We start from the raw sequence: 13,861 nt of genomic DNA, 5'->3' as shown, positions 1-13,861 counted from the left end.
TTTGTCTGTTTTTGCCAACACATACGGCGGTTAGCGGGTTGCTTTAGTAACCGCTTACTCAAAAACCGGCTCAACGTATGAATCAGACATTACTCAACCACCGAATGCTGGGGGTCACGTTTGGCCCTGATGGTGCCACTGCTCGTGTCTGGGCACCTTTTGCACAGAACGTCGTGCTTCGGCGCTGTAACCGACCCCTCGATATTCCGCTTCAGCAGGATGGCGCTTACTGGTGTACCACAACAGCACAGCTTCAGCCCGGCGATACGTACAAGCTCATTCTCAATGACAGCATCGAACGTCCCGACCCCGCTTCGCTGGCCCAACCGGAGGGGGTTCATGGCCCATCGGGTGCGGTAGATACCCGAACGTTTACCTGGACCGATGCCGACTGGCCTAACTTTCCGCTGGACGATTACCTGATCTATGAACTACATACAGGCACATTCTCGCCCGAAGGCACGTTTGCAGGTATTGAAAATCGGCTCGACTACCTGGTTGAACTGGGCGTCAACGCGATCGAGATCATGCCCGTTGCGCAGTTTCCCGGCACCCGAAACTGGGGCTACGATGGCGTGCTGCCTTATGCCGTACAAAACTCCTATGGCGGAGCGGAGGGCTTGCAGAAACTGGTCGATGCCTGTCATAAACGGGGGCTGGCCGTGGTGCTCGATGTGGTGTACAACCACATCGGACCGGAAGGGAATTACCTCGAAGACTTTGGCCCCTATTTTACGTCCAAGCACCTCACGCCCTGGGGCAACGCTATCAACTTCGACGATGATTACAGCGATAGCGTTCGGAGGTATTTTATCGAAAACGTGCTGATGTGGTTCCGCGATTTTCACATCGATGCCCTGCGGCTGGATGCCGTTCATGCGATTTGCGATGCAGGCGAACCGCACATCCTGCGCGAAATAAAGCAATATGTGGATGCCCTGATGGCGCAAACCGGTCGGCAGCACTACCTCATCGTCGAACTGGACCAGAACGAAACACAGTTCATTCAGCCGCTGGTCAACAACGGCTATGGCATGGACGCCCAGTGGAACGACGAATTTCACCACGCCCTGCGCGTAACGGCGGGTGGCGAACGTAACGGCTACTATGCCGACTACGATGGTATTCATCACCTGGCCAAATCCTACACGGACGCTTATGTGTACGACGGCACGTACATGCCCCGGCGCGCCCGGATTGTGGGGAAATCGACGGCGGGCCATGCGGGGCGGCAGTTTGTGGTGTTCTCGCAGAATCATGACCAGATCGGCAACCGGATGCTGGGCGAGCGACCCAGTCAACTGGTCAGTCTGGAGATGCAGAAGCTCATGGCCGGGGCCGTTATGAGCAGTCCCTATCTGCCCATGCTGTTCATGGGCGAGGAGTGGGGCGAGTTGAACCCCTTTCTGTATTTTGTAAGCCATTCGGACCCCGATTTAGTGGAAGCCGTTCGGCAGGGTCGCAAAAAAGAGTTTGCCGATTTTCAAACGGATTTCGAGACGCCCGGCGTGGATGCGCCCGACCCGCAGGATGAGCGTACTTTCGAGCGGTCGAAGCTTCAGTGGGGACGACTCACGCAGGAGCCGCACCGCACCCTGTTTCGGTATTACCAAACGCTGCTGGCCCTGCGGAAGTCGTCGTCGTTGCGACACCCGGATCGGGAATCGGTAGCCGTTGTGGTGGATGAACTTCGCCAGACGCTTACGCTTTTCCGTCAGCACAAAAAGCAGGATGAACCCGACACGACGGATACTTCCGAGACGGTCGTTTGCCTGATGAACTTCTCCAAAGAGGGGCAATCGCTGACATTACCGGCAAATGACGGGCAGTGGCGCAATCTCCTTGACTCCGCCGACCCTCAATGGCACGGCCCGATGGCTGCTCCAGTGCATGTGGACGGAAATGCAGCCGTTGTTCTCCAGCCGGAGTCTATTCTGATCTATACGAATTGCGGGTAAGCTGCTTTTTTCGAACCATCTGAAAAATAGCCACCGCATGGCTGAACAGTACCGTTGGAACGATGAAGCCGGGCAACCAGATGTACGGTAATTTCAGTATGCCTACGTTTGGTTGCCCGAAGGCGAATTGCTGAAAGGGTAGGGGAGCCGACAAAACGGCATGAATGACAATGTTCAGCACCAGCCCCAGCGCCACCATATTCCAGACGAGCAGCCAGCGCGGGGCTAACTGCGGTTTTCCGAAAACGAAATAAGCCACAACGGGTGCCGTCAGACCCGAAAGTATGTCATAATTACCCCCCTCAAACGTCATCAACTCCGGCACCTGGTGGTACAGATACAGACCAAATAAGGTCAGCTCAACCGGCACGCGAACGATATGCAGGTAGGTTAGATTCGTGAGGGGTAATCGCAGGAGCCAGGCCCGGCCTTTTGATGTACTGAACAAGCCGGCAATGACCAGCACAGGCGGACCAATGGCGACAATGAAATGAGGGGGTGTTGCTTCGACCTGTTGAAAGAAATTAGTGAACGCCAGTACGCCTAAACCTGCCAGCCATAGAACGAAAAGACCAATAAGCGACCAAACGGCTTGCGGAGGTAAAACCCGTCGAACGGCCAGGGTAAAAAGGGTCAGCGTCGCTAAGGTTGTGACGGCAAAAAACAGATCCAGCCAGACGGGCGTGGGGGCAAAGAGGTACGATAAGTTCGGTTGCATGAGCGTGTTCTTATTGACAAACACCGGTGCTTGCCGTTACAAAAGAAGGCAGTCAGGCCAATCGAAAAGCGACTAGCCGACGCTTCGTTTATGAGTGGTACGGGAATGCGATATGAATGGTCAGCTTGTGGCGATGACCCGCAGCCAGTTCTTGAGTTCGAGACTGCGATACCGACTGACAATCACGGTCTGGGTAGCCTCGTGCCTATGCAGGGCGGGTACGAGTGTAACGCTGAGTTTACGGTTCACATCGTCCTGAACCGCCCGAATGGCTCCGGCACTGACTACAAATTGTCGGCTTAGCTGGAAAAAGTAGCGCCTATCCAATGTATCGACCAGACTCGGCAGCGACGAATACCGGGTGGCCAGCTGCTGTCCATCGCTCCTGACCAGCAACACCAATCCACCCGTCGAATAGAAATACGCGATCTCATCGATGGGTAACCGAAGCTGCCCGCTGGGTACATCGACTGATAGGAGGGTTGTCGTAGTCGGGTAGTTGTCAGGCTGGAGAACTTCCTGACCGATGGGGGCGGGGTTTTGCTCCCGTTTTTGGCGCTCAGCATAAAACGCCTGCAACAAGTACAAACCAGAGTAGCCGCCATTAATGAGCGAAGCCAGCGTGACACAAACGGCGATCCCTTTCAATAGGGTAGGCGTAGGAGGCCATTGGCCCATGTAAATCCGTTGTGCCAGTGGGAAAACCAGCGCGAAGGTGAGTAGTGTGGCGCAGCCGCCTGTCAAAATCTGGGCCGTTAGTCGGCGAACGGGTTGCCGCTCGAAGGGTAACTGGCTATCCAGCCATCGAAAAATGAATAGATTGACTTCCCAGCAGGAAAGCATGACGGTGGCTACAGTCAAGAAATATCCCCACGGGAAATAATACCCCGCCTGACCGGGGAACACCTGCCGAAAGACCACATGAGACGCCACCAAAGCCGAAACCGGCACGACAATCAGGCGCAGGTAGATATGTTGCCGATGGCTGAGCGGGGGCATGGTTTCGATGGTGATCGACTAAAATAAAGTCACTAGGCCGATTTAATTACCGAAAGCTATGAAGAACCTGACAACAATCCATCAGGCAGAGGAAGCGCCAAAACATATTCAATAAAATAAAGTAGCGTTTGGTCGAAAATGGCTTTTATTTCGTAGAACGACCTACAATCTGAGTAGCCTACCAATCCTCAGAATCAGTCCGGGTCTGCCGGGCGATTCTAATTTTAAATCGATTATACTCCTGTCCATAATGAAAAAAAGCAACGTTAGCCCGACCGCTAAAAAACTCCTTTGGCTTGGGGCACTGGTACCTACGCTCTGTCTGGTAGGCTATCAGGTCGAAAAAGACCCGATCAATCGGCGGATCAAGCGGATGGACCCGGCCAAAGCGGCCCAATTAGCCAAATCCATTGAGGCCACCGTAACCCCCGAACTGGCCGCGGGCCTTAGCCTGAACCTGTGGGGCGTCGATTCGCTGGTGGCTGACCCCATCGGCATCGACATTGACGACAACGGGCGGCTGTTTTACAACCGAACCAACCGTCAGAAAAACTCCGAGTTCGATATTCGGGGGCATCAGGACTGGGAAATCGAATCCAATCGCCTGCAAAGTGTCGAAGATAAACGGGCCTTTCTGCACCGGGTCCTGTCGCCCGAAAACAGCAAGAAGAACGAATGGCTGAAAGATGTCAACGGCGATGGCTCCCACGACTGGCGCGATATGACGGTGGAGAAAGAAAACATCTTCCGGATTGAAGATACCAACGGCGACGGCGTAGCCGACATGACGCAGCTGGTGGTCGACGATTTCCACGACGAAGTAACTGACGTAGCCGGGGGCGTTATGGCCCATGGTAATGATCTGTACGTGGCCGTGGCTCCCGACCTGTGGCGGATGCAGGACAAAGACGGTGACGGCATTGCCGAGACAAAAACGTCTATTTCGCACGGCTATGGCGTTCACGTGGGCTTTAGCGGTCACGGTATGTCGGGCATCGAGATGGGACCGGATGGAAAAATTTATTGGCAGATCGGCGACATCGGCTTCAACGGCAAAGGGCCGGACGGCAAGAAATGGGAGCACCCGAACAGCGGTGTCGTCGTGCGCTCTAATCCCGACGGCAGCGATTTTGAAGTGTTTGCGCATGGCGTTCGGAATATTCATGAGTTCGTCTTTGATGAATACGGCAACCTGATCAGCGAAGACAACGACGGCGACCATCCGGGCGAAAAAGAGCGGCTGGTCTATATCGTGAATGGTTCCGATACGGGCTGGCGCAGCAACTGGCAGTACGGCAAATACCGCGACCCCAAAAACAACACCTACAAAGTGTGGATGGACGAGCAGATGTATAAGCCTCGCTTCGAAGGGCAGGCGGCTTACATTACGCCCACCATCACCAACTACGTGAGCGGCCCCGCCGGTATGAAATACAACCCCGGGACGGCCTTGAGTCCGGCTTACAAAAACATGTTTTTTGTTGCCGAATTTGTCGGAAATCCAGCCAAGTCAGGCATTCACGCGTTTAAATTGAAGCCCAAAGGTGCTTCGTTCGAGCTGGGCGAAGAGAAGAAAGTGCTGGGTAATGTGCTGGCTACCGGCATCGACTTCGGTCCAGACGGCGCCCTATATGTAGCCGACTGGATCAACGGTTGGGACACGAAAGATTACGGGCGTATCTGGAAGCTGGACGACAAAGCCGGTGCCGGGTCTGCGGAGCGTAAGCTAACCAAAACGCTGCTGGCCGAAAAATTTGCCGGTCGTTCGGAAGCGTCGTTAGGCGATCTGCTGAAGAACCCCGACATGCGTGTTCGACAGAAAGCTCAATTCGAACTGGTGAAGCGGGGTGCCAAAGGTGTTGGGGTATTGACCGCATCGACCAAACAGACCGACAACCAACTGGCGCGTGTGCATGGTATCTGGGGCATTAGCCAGCTGACCCGTCAGGATAAACAGTATGGTCAGTTGCTGATGCCGCTGCTTCAGGACAGCGACCCCGAAATTCGGGCGCAGGCCGCCAAGTGGCTGGGCGATGTTCGCTACAAAGAAGCTGGTGCCGCGCTGATTCCATTACTCAAAGACAGCAACAGTCGGGCGCGTTTCTTTGCCGCCGAAGCGCTGGGCCGTATCGCCTACGAACCGGCCATTCAGCCCATCATCCAACTGCTGGAAGCCAACAACGACCAAGATGCCTACATCCGCCATGCGGGTAGTTTGGCCCTGGCCCGGATCGGGAAAGCTGAACCGGTCATTGCGCTGGCTAACAATCCATCGCGTGCGGTACGCATTGCTGCGGTGGTGGCCCTGCGCCGGATGGCCAATCCCGGCATCGCTGCCTTCCTGGCCGATAAAGATGAGTTTGTTGTAACCGAAGCCGCTCGCGGCATCAACGACGACTTGTCTATTCCGGCCGCTCTGCCCGCGCTGAGCAAGGTGCTGCAAACGACGGGATTTACCAATGAGCCCCTCATTCGCCGGGCCATCAACGCCAACCTGCGGGTGGGTACGCCGGAAGCAATGCAAACGCTGATGGCGTATGCGCAGAAAGAAGGCAACCCCGTAGCGATGCGGGCCGAAGCCATGGACGCACTCAGCACCTGGGCTTCGCCATCGGTGCTGGATCGGGTCGATGGCCGCTACCGGGGCGTGGTTAATCGCGACGCGGCTGCTTTGAAAACCAAAACGGGTGATGCCTTTATCAAACTGGCGTCAAGCTCTGACCAAACCCTGCGGCTCAGCGCCATCAAATCCATTGAGCGAATGGGCCTGAAAGAAGCGGGTACGGCGCTGTTAAACCGGTTGACGGAGGATAAAGAGCCTGCCATTCGCATTGCGGCTTTGCGGGCGCTGGCTTCTCTCAACGATCCTCAGCAAAGTAAAGCCATTGAGGTAGCGATGGCCGACAAGGAGAAAAGTGTGCGGGTGGCCGGTCTGGACCTGTTAAGTAAAACCAACATGGACAAAGACCGGATGGTAACGCTCCTCTCCGACGTGATCGCCAATCGGACAACCGAAGAAAAACAGGCGGCTCTGCTCACACTGGGTAAGTTGCCGATTAAAAATTCGCAGAAAGCGTTCGATCCGTTGCTGACCAAACTACAGGCCGGAGCGCTGCCTGCAGAACTGCAACTGGAGTTAGGCGAAGCCGTCGAAAGTAGTAAATCGCCCCAGTTGGCAGCCCGTTACAAAGCGATCAACGACAAAATGTCGCCCGATGCGCTGGCGGCTTCGTTCAAGGGTAGTTTGATGGGGGGCGAGCCGGATTTGGGCCGTCGGATTTTCTTCCGTCACCAGACGGCGCAGTGTATCCGGTGCCATTCCTACGATGATCTGGGTGGTAACGCTGGTCCGCGCCTGAACGGTGTCGCCAGCCGACTCACCCGTGAGCAGTTGCTGGAAGCCCTCATCAACCCAAGTGCCCGACTGGCACCCGGTTTCGGAACGGTGACGCTGACGCTTAAGAATGGAAAAACCGTCAGCGGCATTCTACAGGGCGAAACCGACACGGACGTATCCGTAAAAGTGGGTGACCAGCCGGACGTAGCCATCCAGAAAGACCAGATCGCGAAGCGTACCAACTCGCCGTCGAGTATGCCCGAAATGAAGTACCTGCTCACGAAACGGGAAATCCGCGATGTAGTAAGCTTCCTGGCGACACTGAAAGAGAATAATTAGAGGTAGTGTGGTTTATTAACGTGAATGATGGGTTGGCTCGATCAAAATTTAGCTTATACGTATAGCTAGTGGATCCTTTTTTTAACCACAGAGACGGTCCGCCGTTGCGGCACAAAGCGCACAGAGGTCGATGGGGTAACTTTCTTCCCCATCGACCTCTGTGCGCTTTGTGCCGCAACGGCGGACCGTCTCTGTGGTTAAAAAAAGTCCTAAACCTGTCCAATAAGCTCAGTTCAATATATATACAGCCATTATTCACGTTTTATTAGTAGTTCAGTTTGCTAAAGCCTGTTTTCTCTCATCCCGACCGGTCCGCCGGTGCGGCAGGAGGGATGACAGAAAACAGGCTTTAGTACTGTTACAGCGGTGCCACGGTTCTTAACCATGGCACCGCTGTGACTTTTTACCACCGCCGGATTTTATGGCCATACCCCGCGTAGAAAATCAGGTAGGCATAACAGACCGGCAATAACCAGTAAGCCTGCTTGGTGCCGTATACATCGGCGAAGTGGCCGTATACGAGTGGCATCAGGGCATTGCCGCACAGACCCATAATCAGCAAAGAGGCTCCCACTTTGGTGAACCGGCCCAGCCCGTCGAGGGCCAGCGGCCAGATACCCGCCCAGATCAGCGAGTTCGCCAATCCCAGACTGATCAGAAACCAGAGGGACACATCGGTGGTGTGGCCGAGCAGGGCGACGCGCCCGCTGGTGGTAAGTAGCAATAAGCTGAAGATGAGCCCCAGCCCTGTACAGATGCGGAACGCATTCACCTGCCGAATATATTTGGGAATGGTGCTGATGCCGATGATATAGCCCGTGATGGTTGCGGTGAGGATGTAGGACGGAAACACTTTGGCTTCGAGGATAGACAGCCCCATGGAGGTGGCGTACCCAATGACAGTGTCGATGGCAACGACCTGCGCCCCCACGTGGAAAAAGATGGCGACGGCCCCCAGTACAGCCTGTGGGAATTGCAGAATACTCGTTTTGTCGGCGTTGGCCAGCGCCAGTTCATCGCTTTCCTGCTCCGTGTCGATCTCGGGTAGGGGCGACCGCCAGATCAATAAACCGAGGCCCATCAATACCACACTCACTACCGAATACGGTACAATCACCCGCCGAATCAACGCATCCAGCGCGGCTGCCCGAACGGCGGGTTCCATCGTTGGCAGTTGTTTAAACAGGTCGCTGTCGGTGGGGCGGAGGATGGCGGCTGCAAAGAGGAGGGGAGCCAGAATGCCCGCCATTTTGTTGCAGATGCCCATAATGCTGATGCGCTGGGCGGCCCGGTCGTGCGGGCCCAACACAGTGATGTAGGGGTTGGCGGCTGTTTGCAGGATAGCCAGGCCAACACCAATGGTAAACAGTCCCGTCAGGAAAACCAGGTATGCGCGGCTCAGGGCGGCCGGTATGAAAATCATAGCTCCCAGCGACATCGTGAAAAAGCCCACCATCATCCCGCGCTTAAATCCGACTTTTCTGAGTAACAGCGATGCCGGAACCGACATGACCAGGTAGGAAATGTAGAACGCAAACGCAACGAGGTACGACTGGAAGTTGGTCAGTTCACAGGCGATCTTAAAGTACGGAATCAGGATGGCGTTGACCCAGGTGACGAACCCGAATACAAAAAAAAGTACGCCGATGATGCCAATCGAAATCGTCGTGTCGCGTGAGCTGAGGGGCCTGGAGTTCATGTTTCTTTGATTTAATTGTGCAACTCTGTGGTACACCCTTTTTTATACACATCAATAACTTCACCAACTCTAAGCAACACCAGGTCAGCCGGGGCACCAATGGTTAAGCCGCCTTGCTGGGGTAGGTTGAGCAGTCGACTGGGGTTGATAGACGCCATGTTCCAGGCTTGAGTCAGCGACGCCAACTGTAAACGAACTAACTGATGGACACCCCATAAAAGCGGTTGAGCAGAGCCTGCCAGTACCGTTGGTTTACCCGCCAGATGAAGCTTACCCTCTTCGGTCAGCGTAACCGCTCCGCCCACCGGCGAGTGGTAATTACCGGGGGGCATGCCGCCCAGACTAACACTGTCGCTGATCAGAATGGTTTTCTGGCCTTTCATGCGGAGGATAACGTTCAGTACGGAGGGCGGCAAATGAAAACCATCGGCAATGACCGAAGCGGCCAGCCTATCCTGCGCCAGTTGTTCCCAGATGTAATTCGGGTGGCGGGGCAGGAGCTGGTGCGCGGCATTGCCGAGGTGAGTCGACAGGCGTGCGCCAGCGTCAACGGCTTCCTGAATCTGCGCCGGACTGGCTGCCGTATGCCCAATGGAAACCAGCAAACCGTGCGCAACGCACTGCCGGATAAACTCAGCTGAACCGGGCCACTCCGGCGATAGGGTAATCAGGCGTATTCTATCGCCGGAGGCTTCAATAAAGGACTGGAGCAACGACCAGTCGGGGGCTTTTACATGGCTTTTAGGATGAGCACCGAGGGGGCCTTCTTCGGGCGAGATAAACGGCCCCTCCAGATGGATACCACCGATACAGGCCGCCACCAGCGGAGACGTTTCGCAAGCCTGACGAATGGTTTTCAGAATCGTCCGAATCGTTTCATCGGCGTTGGTGATGACGGTAGGGTAGAAGGTCGTGACGCCGAGTTTCAGCAGCGATCGGGTAATCGAGCTAATCTCATCCACCGTTAAAGCCGCATCGTTAAAATCAACACCCCCAAATCCGTTTACCTGCATATCCACCAGGCCGGGCCCGATATACGGTAAGTCTTCTTCGGAAGCGTGTTCCCTTTTCTGAATGTTCGTCACGATGCCCGCCTGCATCGTCACGTCGACCGGCTCATCTGTCTGGTAATGGATCCCGGACAGAATCAGCGGCTCAGTATTGTCGTCGGGTGTCATCATGGCAACGCATTGCCGAAGGACGCTTCGTCGACGTAGAGGGTGCAGTTTGGGTGGGTTCGCAGAATGGACGCGGGGCAGTCTGTCGTAATTGGCCCGCTCAGCATCTGATGCACGGCGTCGCGTTTCGTTGGTCCGGGAACGACGCAAAACAGATTTTTGCCCGCCATCAGCGTCGGAATGGTCAGCGTGAGGGCTTCCTGAGGCACGTCGTCAAACGTTGCGAAACACCCATCGTTTACCTGTTGCTGTCGGCAAATATCATCCAGTTGTACGCGCTTGATGACGGCCGGGTCGTTAAAGTCGGCAACGGGCGGGTCGTTGAAGGCGATATGCCCGTTTTCGCCAATGCCCAGGCAGATCAGATCAATCGGTGCTTCGGTTAGGCGTTTGGCATAGGTCTGTGCAGCATCGTTTGCACTGCTGTCGATCAGGTTCACCGTTCGGGGTTTGACTTGGTCGAACAGGTGTTTGCGCAGAAACGTGCCGAACCGCTGCGGAGCACTTTCGGCCAATCCTACGTATTCGTCCATGTGGAAAACGTCGATGCGCGACCAGTCGATGTCCGGGCTTTGTACCAGATAGGCCAGCAGTTCATTCTGCGAAGGAGCCGCAGCAAAGATCATTCGGATTGTTGGTTTTCCGGCCAGCAGGGCGTTGATCTGCTCAGCAACAGCCCGTCCGGCCGATGCACCCATTTCCTGGCGGGTTGGGTAAACGTTGACCCGAAGCGAGTCGACCTGTGCTGTTTGTGTGGGTTGGTTCATGGGTTGTGGGTTGTACCGCGGATCTTTAGTCCGCGAAGCCGTCAGGCTAACAGGTCGTCCTAATTAGCCTGACGGCTTCGCGGACTAAAGATCCGCGGTACTAAAACGTTCATTTACACTCAACTATCAATTAACTCGTAAAATCGTACGAAATGCCTTCATCGCCCTTTCGCCAGCTTCTGCGCTTTCTGCCGTACCGTTTCCAGCAGGACCGGCACTCCGCCGAGCCGTTTGCTTTCATCGGCGGCTTCCATAAAGGTGTAAATTTCCAGCGTTTCCTCCGCACTGACGGGCGGTACGCCGGTCTTGAAAAATTCAATGATCTGAACCAGCAGTGGGCGGTAACCGTCGTAAGGCCCGAGGGGCGCGTTGCCTTTTTCGCCGTAGGCTGTACCACCGTATTCATTTTTGCCCGTCCGTGTTCCCCGAAAGGTGCCAATCCGGCCATCGCCCCAGGTGCCCACCACCACATCGGTGCCCTCTGTTTGTGCCCGAACGACTTGTTTGCAGCCCGTACCCATCACGGTATACAGCGTTTCGACGCCGTGAATACCATACCAGAACAGGTCGGGGTGGGTTTTCTCCAGATGGGCCGGACTAAAGGCGTCGGCACCCAGCACAGCCCCGATCGACCCTTTTGCAACCGCCTGGGCACTGGCTGAATAGCGCAGGGACGAGGCCGAGAAAATGGGGACACCCGTCCGTTTTGCCAGCTCAAAAACGGTCATTGCATCGGACAGCGTACCCGCAACGGGCTTGTCGATGAAGAGCCGTTTGCCCGCTTTCAGCACCATCATGGCCTGCTCAAGATGCGGTCGGCCGTCATTGGTTTCCAGCAGAACGACGTCTACTTTTTTGAGAAGATCGGGGATGGAGCTGACAATTTCTACACCCATCTTTTTGACTTCTTCGGTATAGCCGGGAATGCGTTTGGTGCTCGATTCAATGTCGGTGCTCCCCTGCGGGTAAGCTGCCACCACCGTAAAGCCAGCCAGATCCGGCCCGGAATTTGGGTCGTTGAGGAGCTTCGTAAATGCGGTGCTGTGCGAGGTGTCCAGCCCGATTATGCCCACCCGGCCTTTATCGGCCGTTGGGAGATTGGCGAGCGTTGACAGGTCTGAGAAGCCAGCCGCTAAACTCAGGGTGGTGGCAGACTGGATGAATGTTCGTCGTGTGTACATGGGGTGGGGGAGTGAGTTTAGTTTGATTTAGTATAAGTTCGGCCTTTTACCACCCCCAACCCCCTCCTTTTTTCAAGGAGGGGGCTTTGCCGAAGGGTTGTCTTTCTTAGTTTCCGCCTGTTTCAGAGGAAGTCTATTTGCTTTTTATGTATCTTCATTTGTAATGGGGTCCCCTTATTCAAGCCCCCTCCTTATTTCAAGGAGGGGGTTGGGGGTGGTAAATGGCTACCTAGTGCTAAAAGGGTGTCCTTTGAAAAAATAACTACCATCAAACCACCGGCATCCAGACCGGATTATACTCGCGGCCCCAGAGCTTCATGGCTTCGGGGTCGTTTTTGATGCGTCCGGTGGCGGGGTCGCAGCTTAGTGACCGGCCTACGCGGTGGGCAATGTTGCCTAACTGGCAGAGCAACACACTTTTGTTGGCGTCCTCGATGGAGGAAACCGGCCGAACTCCCGTCCGGATGGCATCGCGGAAGTTGGCGAAATGGTCAACGTCCATATCGAAGCCCGGCCCGGATGCGGTGATCTGGTTCGAGTCGCCACTAACCTTTTTGAGCTCCTTGTTTTTGTTGTCGTAGAGCGTGTAGCCGTTGCCCTGAATAGCCATCGTGCCTTTCTCGCCGTAGAAATCGACACCGCCCGAAATGCCTTCGATGTTGCGCCCGTTACAGCTTCGGCCTTCCCAGGAAATGCTTTTCCGGTTGGCGAAGGCAAAGTTGGTGAGCTGCGTGTCGGGTGTTTCCCAATCGTCTTCGAAGGCGTACCGGCCACCCACCGAGTTCACTTCCGTGGGATAGTCGACTTCCAGGCCCCAGCGGCACAGGTCGATGAAGTGGGTGCCGTTATTGAGCAGTTCGCCGGTGCCCCAGTGCCAGAACCAGTGCCAGTTATAGGGGTGAATGTTGTCGCGGTAGTCCCGGCGCGGGGCGGGGCCCTGCCACAGGTCGAAGTTGAATCCGGCGGGTACGGGGGCGGGTTTCCCGTGGCCGATGCTCACGCGGGTGTTGGCGTACCAGGCTTTGGCATAGTACGCCCGGCCAATAGCCCCCTCTTTCACCATGTTGATGGCTTCGACCACCTTGGGCCACGACCGGCGCTGGTTGCCCATCTGCACGACTTTTTTGTATTTATGGGCCGCTTCAACAAGCCATTCGCCTTCGCGGGGGTTGTGGCTGCACGGCTTTTCGACGTACACATTTTTACCCGCTTTCAGGGCCAGAATGGCGGCTGGCGCGTGCCAGTGATCGGGGGCAGCAATGACCAGCGCATCGACGGATTTATCATCGAGGATCTGCCGGAAATCGCCGGTGGTTTTTGGTGCTTTCTTCTGCCCGCCCGACTGCACCGCTTTCAACCCTTTGGCAATGGCCTGCTCATCGACATCGCAGATATAGCCCACTTCGGCACCGGGCAGTTTGGCAAACCCCTGCGCGAGGGCTTCACCCCGTCCGTTGGTGCCCATAATGCCGACGACCACTTTTTCGGCGGCCGAGCCATTGGTTTGGATAAGCGGGCCGGGAGCGCTCAGTATGACGCTCGCTGCGGTGGCCTGTCGGATAAATTCTCTGCGGGGTACGATGATTGCCATGAGACGGATAGGTTGAAGGGAAAATACCCCACCCCAACCCCTCCCCTTGAACTAAGGGGAGGGGCTAAAAAAAGTGACCAGCATAGCCCCTCCC

Annotated in this window: 9 protein-coding genes; 2 read left to right on the top strand and 7 right to left on the bottom strand. The window is 55.6% G+C overall.

Features of this window, described 5'->3' with window-relative positions:
- Window positions 1-77: 77 nt before the first annotated feature.
- Complete coding sequence (gene treZ / locus ACYVK4_RS03150) at window positions 78-1,958, top strand: malto-oligosyltrehalose trehalohydrolase (protein ID WP_461126032.1); 1,881 nt, start codon at window positions 78-80, stop codon at window positions 1,956-1,958.
- On the opposite strand, the gene ACYVK4_RS03145 is transcribed toward treZ, so the two are convergent.
- Both ACYVK4_RS03145 and ACYVK4_RS03140 read right to left on the bottom strand, forming a co-directional pair.
- On the bottom strand, window positions 1,930-2,676 hold the full coding sequence (locus ACYVK4_RS03145; RefSeq protein WP_461126031.1) for a hypothetical protein: 747 nt from the start codon (window positions 2,674-2,676) through the stop codon (window positions 1,930-1,932). The two genes, treZ and ACYVK4_RS03145, sit on opposite strands and share 29 nt — an antisense overlap.
- Window positions 2,677-2,796: 120 nt before the next feature.
- Complete coding sequence (locus ACYVK4_RS03140; RefSeq protein WP_461126030.1) at window positions 2,797-3,675, bottom strand: LytTR family DNA-binding domain-containing protein; 879 nt, start codon at window positions 3,673-3,675, stop codon at window positions 2,797-2,799.
- Window positions 3,676-3,925: 250 nt separating this feature from the next.
- On the opposite strand from ACYVK4_RS03140, the gene ACYVK4_RS03135 reads away from it, so the two are divergent.
- The gene (locus ACYVK4_RS03135; protein ID WP_461126029.1) at window positions 3,926-7,351 is read left to right on the top strand and encodes a HEAT repeat domain-containing protein; all 3,426 of its coding nucleotides are present in this window, start codon (window positions 3,926-3,928) and stop codon (window positions 7,349-7,351) included.
- A gap of 403 nt (window positions 7,352-7,754) precedes the next feature.
- Here ACYVK4_RS03135 and ACYVK4_RS03130 read toward each other — a convergent pair whose 3' ends face one another.
- The 5 genes from ACYVK4_RS03130 to ACYVK4_RS03110 form a co-directional block, all read right to left on the bottom strand.
- Entirely contained in the window at window positions 7,755-9,050 is a 1,296-nt protein-coding gene (locus tag ACYVK4_RS03130) for a sugar MFS transporter (protein ID WP_461126028.1), read from the bottom strand.
- 11 nt (window positions 9,051-9,061) lie between these two features.
- Window positions 9,062-10,231, bottom strand: a complete 1,170-nt coding sequence (nagA, locus tag ACYVK4_RS03125) for an N-acetylglucosamine-6-phosphate deacetylase (RefSeq protein ID WP_461126027.1) — start codon at window positions 10,229-10,231, stop codon at window positions 9,062-9,064.
- Window positions 10,228-10,995 (bottom strand): glucosamine-6-phosphate deaminase, encoded by a 768-nt coding sequence (locus ACYVK4_RS03120; protein WP_461126026.1) that lies wholly within the window; start codon window positions 10,993-10,995, stop codon window positions 10,228-10,230. Before ACYVK4_RS03120 ends, nagA begins: the two co-directional genes overlap by 4 nt.
- Before the next feature lie 158 nt (window positions 10,996-11,153).
- A complete protein-coding gene (locus ACYVK4_RS03115; protein WP_461126025.1) occupies window positions 11,154-12,176 on the bottom strand; it encodes a Gfo/Idh/MocA family protein in 1,023 nt (340 codons plus the stop codon).
- A 268-nt stretch (window positions 12,177-12,444) separates the two neighbouring features.
- Window positions 12,445-13,767 carry a Gfo/Idh/MocA family protein gene (locus ACYVK4_RS03110; RefSeq protein ID WP_461126024.1) on the bottom strand — a complete coding sequence of 441 codons (1,323 nt, stop codon included), beginning with the start codon at window positions 13,765-13,767 and terminating at the stop codon, window positions 12,445-12,447.
- Window positions 13,768-13,861 lie beyond the last annotated feature (94 nt).

The sequence above is a fragment of the Spirosoma aerophilum genome (assembly GCF_054782495.1).
This window is presented reverse-complemented; position numbering and strand designations above follow the sequence as displayed.